The organism is Labrys sp. HAY1-8F (assembly GCF_056754975.1).
The window spans coordinates 57,223-74,216 of record NZ_JBPGWZ010000002.1 but is presented as its reverse complement, the minus strand read 5'-3'; the positions used below and the strand labels follow the sequence as shown (position 1 = coordinate 74,216).

At 62.2% G+C, this 16,994-nt stretch carries 15 protein-coding genes and 1 tRNA gene; 7 read left to right on the top strand and 9 right to left on the bottom strand.

The genetic code is table 11. From position 1 onward, the window contains the following. Positions 1-36: 36 nt before the first annotated feature. Complete coding sequence (locus ACR9ZN_RS09145; protein WP_481272012.1) at positions 37-1,062, top strand: aldo/keto reductase; 1,026 nt, start codon at positions 37-39, stop codon at positions 1,060-1,062. A gap of 18 nt (positions 1,063-1,080) precedes the next feature. On the opposite strand, the gene recJ is transcribed toward ACR9ZN_RS09145, so the two are convergent. After that, on the bottom strand, positions 1,081-2,886 hold the full coding sequence (gene recJ / locus ACR9ZN_RS09140; RefSeq protein ID WP_481272011.1) for a single-stranded-DNA-specific exonuclease RecJ: 1,806 nt from the start codon (positions 2,884-2,886) through the stop codon (positions 1,081-1,083). A gap of 141 nt (positions 2,887-3,027) precedes the next feature. On the opposite strand from recJ, the gene ACR9ZN_RS09135 reads away from it, so the two are divergent. Beyond that, the gene (locus ACR9ZN_RS09135) at positions 3,028-4,926 is read left to right on the top strand and encodes a potassium transporter Kup (protein WP_454813723.1); all 1,899 of its coding nucleotides are present in this window, start codon (positions 3,028-3,030) and stop codon (positions 4,924-4,926) included. A 6-nt stretch (positions 4,927-4,932) separates the two neighbouring features. Here the strand turns inward: ACR9ZN_RS09135 and ACR9ZN_RS09130 are convergent, their stop codons facing one another. Then, complete coding sequence (locus tag ACR9ZN_RS09130) at positions 4,933-5,295, bottom strand: DMT family protein (RefSeq protein WP_454813722.1); 363 nt, start codon at positions 5,293-5,295, stop codon at positions 4,933-4,935. Between the two features lie 80 nt (positions 5,296-5,375). Further along, complete coding sequence (locus ACR9ZN_RS09125; protein WP_481272010.1) at positions 5,376-6,554, bottom strand: glycosyltransferase family 61 protein; 1,179 nt, start codon at positions 6,552-6,554, stop codon at positions 5,376-5,378. Between the two features lie 75 nt (positions 6,555-6,629). On the opposite strand from ACR9ZN_RS09125, the gene rfbF reads away from it, so the two are divergent. The 4 genes from rfbF to ACR9ZN_RS09105 are packed head-to-tail and all read left to right on the top strand — an operon-like array spanning position 6,630 to position 10,261. Beyond that, positions 6,630-7,403, top strand: coding sequence for a glucose-1-phosphate cytidylyltransferase (gene rfbF / locus ACR9ZN_RS09120; RefSeq protein WP_481272009.1), 774 nt, complete (start codon positions 6,630-6,632; stop codon positions 7,401-7,403). Continuing rightward, a complete protein-coding gene (gene rfbG / locus ACR9ZN_RS09115) occupies positions 7,400-8,479 on the top strand; it encodes a CDP-glucose 4,6-dehydratase (RefSeq protein WP_481272008.1) in 1,080 nt (359 codons plus the stop codon). The genes rfbF and rfbG overlap by 4 nt, the downstream gene beginning before the upstream one ends. A 10-nt stretch (positions 8,480-8,489) precedes the next feature. After that, on the top strand, positions 8,490-9,734 hold the full coding sequence (locus ACR9ZN_RS09110; RefSeq protein ID WP_481272007.1) for a methyltransferase domain-containing protein: 1,245 nt from the start codon (positions 8,490-8,492) through the stop codon (positions 9,732-9,734). Continuing rightward, positions 9,731-10,261, top strand: a complete 531-nt coding sequence (locus tag ACR9ZN_RS09105; RefSeq protein ID WP_481272006.1) for a dTDP-4-dehydrorhamnose 3,5-epimerase family protein — start codon at positions 9,731-9,733, stop codon at positions 10,259-10,261. The genes ACR9ZN_RS09110 and ACR9ZN_RS09105 overlap by 4 nt, the downstream gene beginning before the upstream one ends. Positions 10,262-10,301: 40 nt before the next feature. On the opposite strand, the gene ACR9ZN_RS09100 is transcribed toward ACR9ZN_RS09105, so the two are convergent. The 3 genes from ACR9ZN_RS09100 to ACR9ZN_RS09090 form a co-directional block, all read right to left on the bottom strand. Continuing rightward, positions 10,302-10,799, bottom strand: a complete 498-nt coding sequence (locus ACR9ZN_RS09100; protein ID WP_481272005.1) for a GNAT family N-acetyltransferase — start codon at positions 10,797-10,799, stop codon at positions 10,302-10,304. Positions 10,800-10,916: 117 nt separating this feature from the next. Continuing rightward, entirely contained in the window at positions 10,917-11,174 is a 258-nt protein-coding gene (locus ACR9ZN_RS09095) for a YjhX family toxin (RefSeq protein WP_105864712.1), read from the bottom strand. A 234-nt stretch (positions 11,175-11,408) separates the two neighbouring features. Beyond that, entirely contained in the window at positions 11,409-11,900 is a 492-nt protein-coding gene (locus tag ACR9ZN_RS09090; protein ID WP_454813717.1) for a DUF4189 domain-containing protein, read from the bottom strand. Positions 11,901-12,185: 285 nt separating this feature from the next. Here ACR9ZN_RS09090 and ACR9ZN_RS09085 point away from each other — a divergent pair, with 285 nt between their 5' ends. Beyond that, entirely contained in the window at positions 12,186-12,398 is a 213-nt protein-coding gene (locus ACR9ZN_RS09085) for a hypothetical protein (RefSeq protein ID WP_441772446.1), read from the top strand. Positions 12,399-12,444: 46 nt separating this feature from the next. On the opposite strand, the gene ACR9ZN_RS09080 is transcribed toward ACR9ZN_RS09085, so the two are convergent. The 3 genes from ACR9ZN_RS09080 to clpX all read right to left on the bottom strand — a co-directional run bounded on the left by ACR9ZN_RS09080 (position 12,445) and on the right by clpX (position 16,852). Beyond that, positions 12,445-12,520: transfer RNA gene (locus ACR9ZN_RS09080), tRNA-Val, on the bottom strand. Between the two features lie 115 nt (positions 12,521-12,635). Next, positions 12,636-15,059, bottom strand: coding sequence for an endopeptidase La (lon, locus tag ACR9ZN_RS09075; protein ID WP_434956132.1), 2,424 nt, complete (start codon positions 15,057-15,059; stop codon positions 12,636-12,638). A gap of 533 nt (positions 15,060-15,592) precedes the next feature. Further along, a complete protein-coding gene (gene clpX, locus ACR9ZN_RS09070; RefSeq protein WP_434956131.1) occupies positions 15,593-16,852 on the bottom strand; it encodes an ATP-dependent Clp protease ATP-binding subunit ClpX in 1,260 nt (419 codons plus the stop codon). Positions 16,853-16,994 lie beyond the last annotated feature (142 nt).

Sequence of the window (16,994 nt, the reverse complement as noted above, 5' to 3'; positions counted from 1 at the left end):
TCAAATTTCAAAACGCTTCAGCAACGAGGAATATCCATGGAATATCGTCAATTAGGCGGCTCGGGCTTCAAGGTGCCGGTCCTTAGCCTGGGCACAGGCACGTTCGGTGGCGGCGGTGATTTCTTCAAGGCCTGGGGTTCGACCGATGCGGAAGGCGCACGGCGCCTGCTCGACATCTGCATCGATGCCGGCCTGACCATGTTCGACAGTGCCGATGTCTACTCTTCCGGTCTCGCCGAGGAGATTCTCAGCAAAGCCATCGCGGGGCGTCGCGACCAGGTGATCATCTCGACCAAGGCGACCTTTCGCTCCGGCGAGGGGCCGAACGATGTCGGCTCCTCCCGTTTCCATCTCACCGATGCCGTCGACAAGGCGCTGAAGCGCCTGGGCACCGACTATATCGATCTCTTCCAACTGCATGGTTTCGACGCCCAGACACCGGTGGAAGAGGTGCTGCAGACTTTCGACGACTTGGTTCGGGCCGGCAAGATCCGCTATATCGGCGTCTCCAATTTCTCCGGCTGGCATCTGGCAAAGTCACTGGCGGTTTCGGACCGTTATGGGCTGCCGCGCTATGTCGCCCACCAGGCCTATTATTCGCTGGTCGGCCGCGACTATGAATGGGAATTGATGCCGCTCGGCCTCGACCAGAAAGTCGGTGCCGTGGTGTGGAGCCCGCTCGGTTGGGGCCGCCTGACAGGGAAGCTGCGCCGCGGCGCGGCCTTGCCGGCCACGAGCCGCCTGCACAAGACGGCCGCCGAGGGGCCCCCGGTGAGCGATGATCTGCTCTACCGCGTCGTCGATGCTATCGACGCGATTGCCGCCGAAACCGGCAAGAGCGTGCCCCAGATTGCTCTTAATTGGTTGCTGCAGCGGCCGACGGTAGCCAATGTGATCATCGGCGCGCGCGACGAGGCGCAATTGCGCGAGAATCTCGGGGCTATCGGCTGGTCGCTCACATCGGAGCAGATCGCAAGGCTGGATGAGGCCAGCACCGTCACCCTGCCCTATCCCTATTGGCACCAGCGCGGCTTCGCCGAGCGCAACCCGCCGCCGGTCTAGTCGTTCCGGTATGCGCGTTCAGCCATTGGCGGGAGCCGCGTCGATCACCCGCAATTGCACGCGCTCACGCCCGCCATAGCGATCGACGCTCAAGGTACCGGCGACATGCACGGCCTTGCCGCGATGGCTGACAAGGCCATCGCCCAAGGGCTGCCCGACAGACCGGAAGGCGATGGCGTCGAGCATGGCGCCGTCATGCGCCTTGAGGCGCAGACGCAAATGCGCTTCGCCGACTGTGTCGACGAAGGCAAGCTGGTGGCCTGGCAGCGCCAGCAGGGGTTCCGGATTGCCCTGGCCGAACGGACCGGCTTTTTCGAGCATCTCGATCAGGCCGGTGGTTGCTCCGCCGGCGGCGAGCGCGCCGTCGATCTCCAGGGCAGCATCGGCCCGGGCCGCCTCGACGGGCACAGCAAGCTCGGCCTCCAGATAGGCCCGGAAGGCGCCAAGCTGGTCCTGGCCCAAAGTGATGCCCGCGGCCATGGCGTGGCCGCCGCCCTTGACGATGAGGCCGGTTTCCACTGCCTGCCTTACGGCTTTGCCCAGATCCACGCCGCCGATGGAACGTCCGGATCCGGTGCCGACCCCATCCTTGTTGAAGGCGATCGCAAAGGCAGGCCGGCCGAAACGCTCCTTCAGACGGGCAGCAACCAAACCCACGACACCAGGGTGCCAATTTCGCGAGGCCGTCACCACAGTCGCGCCCGTCTCCTCGAGGCCGAGGGCGGCGACAGCCTCCGCCAGCGCTTCCTCCAGCATGATGGCTTCGACCGTCTGGCGCTCCCGGTTGAGACGGTCCAATGTCGCGGCGATCGAAGCCGCCTCCTCGCCATCCTCGCTCATCAACAGCCTTGCACCCAGCGCGGCATCGCCGATGCGCCCACCCGCATTGATGCGCGGCCCGAGCAGGAATCCGAGGTGATAGGGCCTCGGCGGCCCGTCCAGGCGAGCCATGTCCATCAACGCGCGCAAGCCGGCGCGCTGGCGCTGGCGCATGACGGCGAGACCCCGGGCCACAAAGGCTCGATTGAGGCCCTTGAGCGGCACCACGTCGGCCACCGTTCCCAAAGCGACCAGGTCGAGACGCGCCATCAGATCCGGCTCTGGCCGATCCCGCCACCAGCCGCGCTTGCGTAGGCTCCGGCTGGCGGCGACGAGCAGCATGAAGGTAACGCCGCAGGCACATAGATGCCCTTGCCCGGAGAGATCGTCGAGACGATTGGGATTGACCACCGCCACCGCCGGCGGCAGAGCCTCACCGGCCTGGTGATGGTCGACGACCAGCGTCTCGAAGCCGAGTTCCGCGGCCTTGCCGAGAACGTCGACGCTGGTCGTACCGCAATCCACCGTCACAAGCAGGCTGGCCCCGTCGGCCCGCAACAGGCGAATCGCCTCCTCGTTCGGGCCATAGCCTTCATAGATGCGGTCGGGGATGTGGATTCGCGCCGGCACGCCGGCCTCGCGCAACCACCCTGCAAGCAGCGCCGCGGAGGTGGCGCCATCGACATCATAGTCACCGAAAATAGCAATGCTTTCACGTGCCATCACTGCATCGGCCAGCCGTTCCGCCGCCTTGTCCATATCGGTCAAACGGGAGGGATCGGGCATATAGTGGCGCAAGGTGGGAGCGAGATAAGCGTCGACCTCCTCGGCCGTCACGCCCCTGCCGGCAAGGATGCGTGCAAGGAGATCGGGCTGACCGGAGCGCTGGGCCAAGGTCATGGCCTGCATCTGCCCCTGCGCATCCAGCCTTTCCCGCCAGGCCTTGCCGGTGAAGGAGGATTGCACGCCGAGAAAATAACGAGAAGGGGGAGTGGGTGACTGCATGCGCGGACCATATCGGCGAAGCCATGATCCAAGCCAGCGGAAATGCTTCGACGACCCCGCATAACACCTTCGGTATCCTTGACCATGTGCGACAATCTGCCATCAATCGCAGACTTCCGGAACGCTCACGGGGTGATGGTGATGACGGCTGCGGCGGGCGCTAATGGATCTCGGTTTTCACCAGGCTTGGCCCTGGCGGCGCTTGGTGTCGTCTACGGGGACATCGGCACCAGCCCGCTCTACGCCTTTGCCCAGGCCATCAGTGCCAGCGGCGATGGCGGTGCGGGCCAGGCCTGGATCGTCACGGGCGTCGTCTCGGTGATCTTCTGGGCCCTTATCCTGATCGTATCCTTGAAATACGCCATCCTGATCCTGCGCGCCGACAACAAGGGCGAAGGCGGCATCGTCGCCCTGCTGGCGATTCTGGAAGGCAGTGGCCGGCGCGAGGGTCGTCGCCAGGTCGTCCTCTTGATCATCGGGCTGGTGGGCGCTGCGCTGCTCTATGGCGACGGCGCCATCACGCCGGCCATCTCGGTGCTCAGCGCCATCGAGGGCTTGGAGATCGCCGCCCCATCGCTGGCCCATGTCGTGGTGCCCTTGACCCTGGTGATCCTCTTCGTTCTGTTCATGGTCCAACGCTACGGCACCGGCATGATCGGCCGTTTCTTCGGCCCGATCATGCTGGCCTGGTTCATCCTCATCGGCCTGCTGGGATTGGCCAGCATCGTGCGAAATCCCGCCATCCTCACCGCACTCAATCCGTTCGTGGCCCTGAATTTCCTGGTGACGGCAAATCCAGCCGTCAGCTTCGCCATCCTGGGGGCGGCCTTTCTCGCCGTCACCGGCGGCGAGGCGATGTATGCCGATATGGGGCATTTCGGCCGGAACCCCATCCGCCTCGCCTGGTTCACGATCGCCCTGCCCACCCTGGTTCTCAATTATTTCGGCCAGGGCGCCCTGCTGCTCGGCAATCCCGCCGCCGCTTCCAATCCGTTCTACAACCTGGTGCCGGACTGGCTCCATTTTCCCGTCATCATCTTCGCCACGGCAGCCACCGTGATCGCCAGCCAGGCCATCATATCGGGAGCGTTTTCATTGGCGCGACAATCCATACAGCTTGGTCTCCTCCCGCGCCTCACCATCAAGCAAACCGACAATCAGGAGTTCGGCCAGATCTACGTTCCCCTGGTCAACTGGCTGCTGTGCATCGCAACACTCGGCGCCGTGCTCGGCTTCGGCTCGTCCGCGGCTCTCGCAGGCGCCTATGGCGTGGCCGTCTCGCTGCTGATGGCAATCACAACTCTGCTGGCAGCGCTCGTGGCCCGGCATTGGGGCTATAATCTCTTCCTCGTCATTCTGGTCAATGGCGCCTTCTTCATCGTCGATCTGATCTTCGTCTCCGCCAATGGCGTCAAGCTCTTCGAAGGCGGCTGGTACCCGCTGCTCTTGGCCATCTTCGTCGCCATGCTGATGTTGACCTGGCGCCGCGGCCAGATCCTGGCCGAACAGGCCCGCAGGCATCTGCGCGTGGAGGAAACGGCCTTCTTTGCAGCGATGAAAACCCAGCGTCCCGTCAGGCTGCCGGGCACGGCCGCCTTCCTGAGTTCGGCCATAGTCGGCATGCCGCTCTCGCTGAGCATTTTTTGGCGCCACACCCACGCCATTCCAGAGCGCGTGCTGCTGGTCACCGTCAAGGGCGCTGAGACCCCCCGCGTCAAGGATGTCGACCGCGTGACGGTAACCTCTCTTCGCCCCGGTTTCGAGCGCATCATCCTGCGCTTCGGTTTCATGGAGGAACCGGATGTGCTCAAGGGCATGCGGCTGGCCATCTCGCAAGGCCTGATCTCCGGCTTCGACCTTGCCGAGATCTCCTTCTATATCGGCAGTGAGACCATCATTCCGTCCAAAAAGATCGCGGGCATGGCCTTCTGGCGTGAGGTCCTCTACGCCATGCTCCAGCGCAATGCCGAACGCTCGGCTTCCTATTTCCGCATCCCGGCGCCGCAAGTGGTGCAGTTTGGAACGGAGATCGAGATCTGAACGCCCTCAGGACGCGATCGGCCCCTTGAAGACGAAGAAGGCGCCGGCGCAGATCAGGGCAAAGCCAATGGCGTGGTTGATCGTGAGTTTCTCACCCAGATAGAAGACCGAGAACAGGGCAAAGATCACCAGAGTGATCACCTCCTGCATCGTCTTGAGTTCGGCCGGTTGATAGATGTGGTTGCCAAAGCGATTGGCGGGAACCGCGAGGCAATATTCGAAGAAGGCAATGCCCCAGCTCACAATGACCACCAGCCACAGAGGCCGGTTCTCGAATTTGAGATGCCCGTACCAGGCAAAGGTCATGAAGACGTTGGAAAAGGTCAGCAAAACGATCGGCAGCAGCCAGGCGGGAATGAAGGACAGCATCGATATTCCAGGGTTATGGTCGCAACGCAGTCCCGATCGCGCAGATTTGCGGGCGGGGATCGATGCGAAGGATGGGATCCTCAGGAGGGAGCGGAAAGTTCATCGAGCTTGCTGCGCAGCAAGCCCTCGTTCAGCGTGAACGCCTGGTCATAATCACCCGGCCCACCGATGAGCCAGTGATAATCGAGACCGAGGCGCTTGCTGAGCCATAGATAGGTACTCTTGGTGAAATTTTCGGGAAACAGCTCGATGACCTGCGTTCCCGGCCGGCAGAACGCCAGATTGCCGAGCCCGGCACCATGTACTCCGATGACCATTTCGGCCTGGGAGAACAGGCGGACCTGCTCGGCATGATTGTCGCCCCTGGCCTCGAAGCGCTCGAAGCCGTGCTCCTTTGCAATGTCCCAGAGCGCGTCTTCGTTGAGCAGACGCCGGATCTTGCTGCTCCCTCGCGAAAAGAAGATGCGCTGGGCGCCTCGGGGCTCCACCCGGTAATGCTCCCGGAAGAGCTCGGCCAGCCGCCATACCGGTGCGGCTTCGGCAAAACTCCATTCGGCGTTGCCGGCATCGAAGGAAAGCCACAGAGCCTCCTCGACCGCAACCTTGGCATCGTCCGGCAGAGCAACCACACGCACCCCCGGATAGGCCTGCTCAAGCAAGGCGCAGCCCAGATGCAGGCTCTCCAGGCGCGAGGGCGGCAGCAACAAGGTGAGTGGCAGGCCCCTGGGGTGAAAACGCTCAAGATAGTCGACCACGGGCACCAGGTCTTCAAACAGGGCATGATAATAGTTGTCCGTGCGGGCCAGCAGAAGGCAACGCCCGGCCAGAGCGGGCAAGGTGCGAAGCCGCTTGGCCTTGGCGAAGTTCCAATTGACCCATTCCACGTCGCGTATCACCACGCCCCCCTTACCGGGCGCGAAAATGCGGCTGACATGGCCGAGCACCTCGGCGGGCTTCACTGTCACGGCCAGTTCCTGCACAGGAACCGTGACGCCTCCCGTCCACTCGCGTGCCAAAGTGTCATAGGGCCAGCACCGGTCCCGCACAAAGGCGCATTCCTCAGGCGTGAACGAGGTTGCCATCTCGGCCTTGCGATCTTCGATGACCAGGGCTGCGGCAATCTGGGGATCGACCCCGCGCGGATAGAAGGAAAAATGGCGCCGCAACAGCCCTACCCGCCCGATGGTCGCCCGCGTCATGCGCCAGCGCCAGTAGCGGATATTGAAACGCTTTCGAAATCCGGATTTGACGCGGGCCATTTCTGCCGTTTGATTGCCATTGAACAGCCAAGCGGCTATAGCCGCGCCACCACCCTCTGTCTATCGGATCAGACCTTGAAAGCTATCATTCTCGCCGGCGGCATGGGCACACGCATTTCCGAAGAATCGCATCTGCGCCCCAAACCGATGATCGAGATCGGGGGCCGGCCGATCCTCTGGCATATCATGAAGATCTACAGCCATTACGGCATCAATGATTTCGTGATCTGCCTGGGTTACAAGGGGTATATGATCAAGGAGTATTTCTCCAATTACTTCCTGCACAATGCGGATGTGACGATCGACGCCGAGAAGAACGAGGTCACCTATCACAATCAGAAGGCCGAGCCCTGGCGGGTCACCATGGTGGATACCGGCGAGACCAGCATGACGGGCGGCCGGCTGAAGCGGGTCGCGCCCTTCCTGACACCGGGCAAATCCTTCTGTTTCACCTATGGCGACGGCGTCGCTGATGTCGACATCGGCGCCCTCATCGCCTTCCACAAGAAGCATGGCAAGCATGCCACGCTGACGGGCGTGATCCCCCCCGGCCGTTATGGCTCCCTGTCCCTCGACGGCGAAAAAGTCACCCGTTTCATCGAAAAGCCTCCGGGCGACAATGCGCTGATCAATGGCGGCTTCTTCGTGCTGGAACCGGGCGTGGTCGATCTGATCGAGACGGACCAGACCTCCTGGGAAGGCGCACCGCTTGAAGCCTTGGCCGCCTCCGGCGAATTGATGGCCTATCGGCATTCGGGGTTCTGGCAGCCCATGGACACCTTGCGCGACAAGAACCATCTCGAACAATTGTGGGCACAAGGCAAGGCGCCCTGGAAGGTCTGGCCGTGATCGGGGCAGCTGCCGCAGGCGCATTGCCTTCACCGGGCTTCTGGCGGGGCAAGAAGGTGCTCCTGACCGGCCATACCGGCTTCAAGGGAAGCTGGATGGCCTTGTGGCTGCATCGGCTGGGGGCCGAGGTCACCGGCTTTGCGCTGCCGCCGGCCGCCGACCAGCCGCTGTTCGCCGCAGCCGGCGTGGACAGCGCGGTCCGCTCGATTCTGGGCGACCTGCGTGACGCCGAGGCCGTGCGCCAAGCAGTGAATGTGGCGCAGCCACAGATCGTGCTGCATCTCGCGGCCCAGGCATTGGTGCGACGCTCCCTCGCCGATCCGGTCGAGACCTTCGGGTCCAACGTGATGGGTACTGTCCATCTTCTCGACGCCCTGCGCTCTCGCCCCGGCCTCGCCTGTATCCTCGCGGTGACCTCGGACAAGGTCTACCTCAACCAGGAAGAAGGATCGGCCTTCCGCGAGGACGATAAGCTCGGCGGCAAGGACCCCTATTCTGCCTCCAAGGCGGCGGCCGAGATCGTCACCTATGCCTATGCCCGCTCTTTTTTCGACAAAGCGGGTGTGCCGGTTGCCACGGCGCGCGGCGGCAATGTCATCGGCGGCGGAGACCATTCGGCCGACCGGCTGGTTCCCGATATCGTACGTGCCGTGCGCAGCGGGAGGCCGCTCGAACTGCGCCATCCGGAAGCGACACGTCCCTGGCAGCATGTGCTGGACTGTGTGAACGGCTATCTCGTCTATGCCGAGCGGCTCGCCACCGTTGCCGATACGCCGCGCGCGCTCAATTTCGGCCCCGATCCGTCTCGCCCCCTGCCCGTCTCGGCAGTGGCGGACGCTGTCTTCCACGCCCTCGACCGCAAGCCGGACTGGCTGCACAAGCCGGTACCCGGTTCCATCGAGATGAAGGCCCTTACCGTCAACTCCGACCGCGCCCGCCACCTGCTCGGCTGGCAAGACAGGCTGGCCGGCCCGGCCAGCCTGGAATGGACCGCGCAATGGTATGCGGCCGAGGCCGCCGGCCAGGATATGCACGCCTTCACCCTCGACCAGATCTCCCGTTTCTCGACGCTTTGAGACCGCCGCCATGACCGATGCCAAGTCAACGCTTCCCCATTGCCGGTTCTGCGCCACGCCGCTGACGACGACCCTGTGCGACCTCGGTTCGATGCCGCTCGCCAATGACTATCGCCTGCCCGACGACAGCAATCCCGAGCGCAGCTTCCCGCTGCACGCACGCGTATGTCCGAGCTGCCTGCTGGTCCAGGTCGACGATTCCGTGCCGCCCGATGCCATCTTCTCCGACTATGCCTATTTCTCGTCCTATTCGGACAGTTGGGTCGCGCATGCCAAGCGCTATGCGGATGCGATGATCGAGCGTTTCAAGCTCGACAGCGCTTCGCTGGTTGTCGAAATCGCCTCCAATGACGGCTACCTCCTGCAGCACTTCAAGGCCGCGGGCGTGCCGGTGCTCGGTGTCGAACCGGCTGCCAACGTCGCCGAGACGGCCCGGGCCAAGGGCATCGATACCGAGGTGGCCTTTTTCGGGGTCGAAACCGCCAGGCACCTGGTCGGCCAGGGCAAGCGCGCCGATCTGATGGCCGCCAACAATGTGCTCGCCCATGTCCCCGACATTCGCGATTTCGTCGGCGGCTTCGCCACCCTGCTCAAGCCCGAAGGCGTCGTCACCTTCGAATTCCCGCACGTGCTCAATCTGATCGAGAAGGTGCAGTTCGATACCATCTATCACGAGCACTTTTCCTATCTCTCGCTGGTGACGGTTGAAAAGGTTTTTGCCGCCGTCGGGCTCAAGGCCGTCGATGTGGAGGAATTGCCGACCCATGGCGGCTCGCTGCGCCTCTTCGCGGCGCCGGCAGCTTCCAGCCACCAGCCTTCGGCGCGGCTCGATGCCCTGCGCGCCAAGGAGCACGCCGCCGGTCTCGACACCCTGGCAGGCTATGAAGGCTTTGCCGCCAAGGTCGCCGAGGTCAAGCGCGGCTTCCTCGCCTTCCTGGCCGAGGCCAAGGCCGCCGGCAAGACCATCGCCGCCTATGGCGCTGCCGCCAAGGGCAATACTTTCCTGAATTTCTGCGGCGTCGGCCCTGCCGATATCGTGGCGGTCTTCGATCGGTCCCTGGCCAAGCAGGGCCGCCTGCTACCCGGTAGCCAGATTCCGATCCTCTCGCCCGACAAGATCAGCGAGATTACGCCGGATTATCTGGTCATCCTGCCCTGGAACATCGCCGAAGAAGTGATGGAGCAGATGCGCCCCTTGATGCCCTCAGGCAGTTCCTTCGTGACGGCCGTGCCCAGCATCAGGCTCACACCGTGATCTTCAGCGAAACGCGGATCCCGGGTTGCTTCCTCATCAAGCCGGAGCCGCGGCGTGATGATCGCGGCTTCTTCGCCCGGACCTATTGCCCGGATGAGTTCGCCGCGGCCGGCATCACCTTCGCGCCGGTGCAGATCAATCTCTCGCGCAACGACAAGGCCTTCACGCTGCGCGGCATGCACTTCCAGGACCCGCCTCACGCCGAGGCCAAGCTCGTCCAGGTGGCACGGGGCGCGATCCATGATGTCGTGGTCGATTTGAGGCCGGACAGTCCAGCTTTCCGGCAATGGATCGGCGCGGAGCTGAGCGCCGACAACCTGCACCAGCTCTATATTCCCGAGGGCTGCGCCCATGGCTTCCTGACGCTCGAAGCCGGCACGGACGTCCTGTACGGCATGGGCCGCAAATATGTTCCCGGCTATGCTCGAGGCTATCGCTACGACGACCCGGCCTTCGCCATCGAGTGGCCTCACCCGCCGGCGGTGATCGCACCGGCAGACGAGGCCTGGCCGGCCTTCGGTACGTGAAAGGCCGTCCGCCGCGGGGCTCTCGCGGCGGACGGATCTCCTATTTCGCCTCGAAACCAGGATGGTAGGCCACGTTTCCATGCGGTGTGTCAGCCCCGAAGGGCAGGCACTGGAAATAGACCGGCGGCAGGCCGGGAAGGCAAAGCCTCGCGTCGTTCTTGAAGCCGAAACGGCTGTAATAGGCCGGATCCCCCAATACCACACAGCCTTCCGCCATCAACCGGCGCAGATCGGCCAGGCCTGCCTCGATCAAGGCTCGCCCGATGCCGTCCCTCTGGCAATCCGGCCGCACCGATACCGGCCCCAGCCCATACCAGCGCCGAAAAGCGCCGTCGATGGTAACGGGCGAGAAGGCGACATGGCCGACGATCTCGCCTGCTTTTTCTGCAACCAGCGACAAAGTCAGGGCTCCCGCCGCCCGCAAGGCGTCGACGATCGCCGCCTCCGTCTGGCTGCTATGCGCCATTGCCTCGAAGGCCACCTTCGTCACCGCGCGAATGATGCCGATATCGTCGGCACGTTCTGGTCGGATTTGCATGATTTGTCCTCTAAAGCGTTTTTCAGAAAAGCCGATGGGCTTGTTGATCAAGAAACTGCGTTGAAACAGTGCGTTGGAGAAAAAGTGCCATTCGAAGAAATCGCACTTTGCTCTTGTTCAGCGATTGTCGGCCTGCGCGCGCACGCTCTCCCGCCCCTTGCGCGAAATGCGGTAAGGGCCGGAGGCATGCGACTCGATCAGTCTCTTGCGGTGAAGCTTGCCGAATGTCTCCAACGTGCAGTCGGCCAGACGATGACCGTCGCGCGTGAAGCAGTCGACATGGTGGATGCGGCCATTATCGCCGCGGTGATGACGGATATGGCCGCCCTGGGCCAGCACGTGCAGCACACGCTGCTCGCCCCGTGAAATGTTCATGATGGTAAAGCCTGTCGCAGAAACCATGACAAGCATCGCCCGGGCGCTCGGCTGATCCAGCCACAGCACCTCGCAATGCTTTCTCATGTCTCGTCAAATCGAGACGATCAGCGGTTTCCCACAAGCTCTGACATAAAACCTTCCGCTCAAATCAGCAGGTGGCCATCGCATAGTTCGGCATTGGCCCGGTGTCAATCCGACCCAGTCATCAGGGCCTGCCGAGGGTCACAAGCCTCAGGTACACAAATCCTGCTGCACCTTGCAGGCGCCGTTCTTGTCCGCGCACGCCGCGAGTGCGCCATCCCTCGCCTCGGCCAGGCTGCGTCCGCGCGCGGCGGCATAGCGATGGCGCTCACCAACGGCAACCGCCCCGCAATGCGGCGCCCGATTGTGGGCGCTGGCAGTCCGGCCGATACGCCGATCATCCCAGTCATTGTAAACGAGCACGGCAAGAGCGCAGTCATCTCCCGCACCGTCCTTCTGCCCGATGGCATTGCGACAATGGCGGAGCGCCGTTTCGCGCGCCTCCTCACGTGTCGCCGCTCCCCAGAAGATGCCATCCTTGCCTGTCGAGGGTGAATAGGCGATTGCCCCCCAGACGGCTCGATCGGCAGTGGTCAGCGGAACGGGTTGCACAGCCCCGTAGGTCGTGTCCCTGTTTTCGCCGGCACCGGCCGGCAAGCTCATCGCGGCCAGCGTGACACCGATAAAGAAAGCCCTGCGCATTGTCTGTCCCCGCCGAAAGCCCGGTCGCGTCCCGCCGATCAGGTGGCCTTACGCAAGGATATGCATATAGAATTCAGGCTTTGACAAGAGGTCATCCCGGCTGAAGGGACGTTGACACTATAGCGACCTCAACACCGGTGATTTCGCATCCTTGTTGGGGCCGATTTCCCCCGGCCGCAATTTACGGAGGTCGATCGAGGCGAGAGTGTGAAACGAGCGTCGCTGTGGAACCCGCGCGCCTAGGCGTGCATTTCATCTATGAATTCAATGTTCAGGAAGACTCGAATGCCCCAGTTCGTCATCATGAAACGTCGCGGCGCTCACGTCGTACCGCTGCCGGAAGCGCCGACTTTCGATGATCTCGTCGAGGCCGAGATTTGGGCGGCCACCTATCTGGAAGGCGATCCAACCTTGTTCGACAAAAGCCTGGATTCGATCGAAGTGCACAGACAGGACCTGCAACCGGCGACACGCAAGGCAGCAGCAGGCCGAGGCTAAACACAAATCGCGCTTGCAGGACGACAACGCTAAACGATTGAATCATTGGTGGGCGGTGACGGGCTCGAACCGCCGACCCTCTCGGTGTAAACGAGATGCTCTACCAACTGAGCTAACCGCCCCCAGTCGCGGGGAACCACACAGGGCCTCTGTCTATTGTGCTTGCGCGCGCTTCGCAAGGCAAAAGAAAGCGGCCGTGCCTTTGTGAGGCACGGCCGCTCCCAGATCATTTCAGTGTCAGTGGGCGACGACGGCGTTGGCGTCATCGCCGGCTTTGGCCGGCGGCGGCGCGTTCTTGTCCTCGTCCCAGGTGATGGGCTCGGGCATGCGCACCAGCGCCCTGCGCAGAACCTCTTCCATCCTGGAAACCGGCACCAGTTCGAGGCCGTTTTTCACATTATCAGGAAGTTCTGCCAAATCCTTGGCATTCTCTTCCGGAATCAGCACGGTCTTGATGCCAGCCCGCAGCGCAGCGAGCAGCTTCTCCTTCAGGCCACCGATCGGCAGCACGCGGCCGCGCAGAGTGACCTCACCGGTCATGGCGACATCGCGGCGAACCGGGATGCCCGTCATCACCGACACCATGGCAGTTGCCATGGCGATACCGGCAGAAGGGCCATCCTTGGGCGTTGCGCCTTCGGGCAGATGCACATGCACGTCGCGCTTATCAAACAGCGGCGGCTCGATGCCGTAATCGATGGCACGCGAACGCACATAGGAGGCTGCCGCGGAGATCGACTCGCGCATGACGTCCTTCAGATTGCCTGTCACGATCATCTTGCCCTTGCCAGGCATCATCACCGCTTCGATGGTCAGAAGCACGCCGCCGACCTCTGTCCAGGCCAGACCCGTGACCGCACCGACCTGATCCTCGAGTTCGGCCTGGCCGTAGCGATAGCGCGGCGCACCGAGATACTCTTCGAGCACCGTGTTGGTCACCTTCACGCTCTTCTTCTTGGACATCAGAATGTCCTTGACGGCCTTGCGGGTCAGGTTCGAGATCTCACGCTCGAGGTTACGCACCCCGGCTTCCTGCGTGTAGCGGCGTACCAGGTTGAGTAGCGCTTCGTCATCGATCGAAAACTCGCGCGCCTTCAGACCATGCTTCTGCACGGAGGAAGGGATGAGATGCTTGCGGGCAATCTCGACCTTCTCGTCTTCCGTATAACCGGCGAGACGGATGATCTCCATGCGATCCAGCAACGCCGGCGGGATGTTGAGCGTGTTCGCCGTGGTCACGAACATCACATTCGACAGGTCATAATCGACCTCGAGGTAATGATCGTTGAACGTCGAGTTCTGCTCGGGATCCAGCACCTCCAGCAGAGCCGAAGACGGATCGCCGCGGAAATCCTGGCCCATCTTGTCGATTTCATCGAGCAGGAAGAGCGGATTCTGCTTCTTGGCCTTGCGCATCGACTGGACGACCTTACCGGGCATCGAGCCGATATAGGTCCGCCGATGGCCACGGATCTCGGCCTCGTCCCTGACGCCGCCGAGCGACATGCGCACATATTCGCGGCCGGTCGCCTTCGCGATCGAACGGGCGAGCGAGGTCTTGCCGACACCCGGCGGACCGACGAGGCACAGGATCGGGCCGGTCAACTTGTTGGCACGCTGCTGCACCGCCAGATACTCGATGATGCGCTCCTTGACCTTCTCCAGGCCATGGTGATCGGCATCGAGAATCTCCTGGGCATGCGGCAGATCCTTCTTGATCCGGGACTTGTCGCCCCAGGGCAAGGAAATCAGCCAATCCAGATAGTTGCGCACGACGGTGGCCTCGGCCGACATCGGCGACATCTGGCGCAGCTTCTTCATTTCGGCTTGCGCTTTATCGCGGGCCTCCTTGGAGAGCTTGGTGTCCTTGATCTTCTGCTCGAGTTCGCCGAGTTCGTCCTTGCCTTCCTCGTCGCCCAGTTCCTTCTGGATCGCCTTCATCTGCTCGTTGAGATAGTATTCGCGCTGGGTCTTCTCCATCTGCCGCTTGACGCGGGTACGGATGCGCTTCTCGACCTGCAGAACGGAAATCTCGCTCTCCATCAGGGCGAGCACCTTTTCCAGGCGCGCAGAGATCGACAGGATCTCCAGCACTTCCTGCTTGTCGGCAATCTTCACCGCAAGATGCGCCGCGATGGTATCGGCCAGCTTGGAATAGTCCTCGATCTGGGTGACCGTGGCCACGACTTCCGGCGACACCTTCTTGTTGAGCTTCACATAGCTCTCGAATTCGGCGACTACGGAACGGGCGAGCGCCTCGGCCTCGATCTTCTCTCCGCTGCCATCGCCCAGGACTTCGGCTTCGGCCTGGTAGAAATCATCATGCCCGGAGTAGGAGAGCACGCGCGCGCGATCGACACCCTCGACCAGCACCTTCACCGTGCCGTCGGGCAACTTCAGCAATTGCAGCACGGTAGCCAGCGTGCCGAGCTTATAGATTGCCTCCGGCGCCGGATCATCCTCGGCGGCGTTCAACTGCGTCGCCAGCAGAATGTGGCGATCGGTCCGCATGACTTCTTCCAGCGCCCGAATCGACTTTTCGCGGCCGACGAAGAGCGGCACGATCATATGCGGGAACACGACGATGTCGCGCAACGGCAACACCGGGAACGTATCGACGGTGCCGGCCGGCAACGGAGGACGCTGTTTATTCGTTGTCATTGCATATCCTTTCCTGCGCCGTACCACGCTGCAATAGCCGTGCCAGCGGCGCTATCCTCCTGGCCAACATGAAGAGCGACCCGGAGGTATTCCCAACTGCCCCGGCTGGGCACAGTTGCTTCGATAAGGGTTAGGTGGAGAGCACCAAGCACAGTGTCAAGCCGGCCAATCCCGGTAAATTGCGCTGTCTCGATTTTCCTTCTCGCACCTGCGAACCTCACTGTAATTTTCTGCCCGATCGACTTCGGATTGATTGCGGGGAGCTACGAGCTATCCTTGAAATGACGTCCCGAAAAGCTTCGACAATCCTTTAAATCGCGTAATTTTCTACGGAAACCAGCTCGAATCGAGCTGATCCCTCCTGGCCCCACGATACCCCCCTCCGACGTCCAGCGCAATCAACGGCCGATGCGGCGAATGGTCGACCTTCACCAGATCGAGCCATGCATTTCAACATGACTGCAGGCAGGCACCGACATGACAATGCCGGCCCACAGGCCGGCATTGCAGTGCAAGCGTTGTTCCTGCCGGCATCAGCCGGTGGAGGAAACCTCCTGCTTTTCAGAATAGATGAAGAGCGGCTTAGCCTGTCCGTCAACGACCTCCTTGGAGATCACCACTTCCTCGACACCGTCGAGGCCCGGCAGTTCGAACATGGTGTCGAGCAGGATGCCCTCCATGATCGATCGCAGGCCGCGCGCACCGGTTTTGCGCTCGATCGCCTTCTTGGCAATCGATGACAAGGCCTCCTCCTGGAAGGTCAGATCGATGCCCTCCATCTCGAACAGGCGCTGATACTGCTTCACCAGTGCGTTCTTGGGCTCGGTCAGGATCTTGATCAGCGCCGGCTCGTCGAGGTCTTCCAGTGTCGCAATGACAGGCAGACGCCCGACGAATTCCGGGATCAAGCCGAATTTCAACAGATCCTCGGGCTCGACCTCGCGGAAGATCTCGCCGGTCCGCCGGTCCTCCGGTGTCACCACGCGAGCACTGAAACCGATCGAAGTGCCCTTGCCGCGGCTCGAGATGATCTTTTCGAGGCCCGAGAAGGCACCGCCGCAGATGAAGAGAATATTGGTGGTATCGACCTGCAGGAACTCCTGCTGGGGATGCTTGCGTCCACCCTGGGGAGGAACGCTGGCCACCGTGCCTTCCATGATCTTCAGCAAGGCCTGCTGCACGCCCTCGCCCGAAACGTCACGGGTAATCGAGGGGTTGTCGGACTTGCGGCTGATCTTGTCGACCTCGTCGATATAGACGATGCCGCGCTGGGCGCGCTCGACATTGTAGTCGGCCGCCTGCAGGAGCTTGAGGATGATGTTCTCGACATCCTCGCCGACATAGCCGGCTTCCGTCAGGGTGGTGGCATCGGCCATGGTGAAGGGCACGTCGATGATGCGGGCCATGGTCTGGGCAAGCAGTGTCTTGCCCGAGCCGGTCGGCCCGATCATCAGGATGTTCGACTTCGCCAATTCGACATCGCTGTGCTTGGTAGCATGGTTGAGGCGCTTGTAGTGATTGTGCACGGCCACGGAGAGCACGCGCTTGGCCTGCATCTGACCGATCACATAATCGTCGAGCACCTTGCAGATCTCACGCGGGGTCGGTACCCCATCGCGCGACTTCACCAATGAGGATTTGTTCTCCTCACGGATAATGTCCATGCACAGCTCGACACATTCATCGCAGATGAACACTGTCGGGCCGGCGATGAGCTTGCGAACTTCGTGCTGGCTCTTGCCGCAGAACGAGCAGTAGAGCGTGTTCTTGGTATCGCTGCCGGCCTTGGTCATGGCATCCCCCTTTCGGGCTCTCTCGGCGGAACGGACATTCCGCGTAATCCCACGGGAACCCCCGTGGCTGTAAACACAATCCTGCAGGCGTACCTGCATCGACAAGTTTCGTATTGCAAGGGTTATGCCAAGTGGCGTTCGC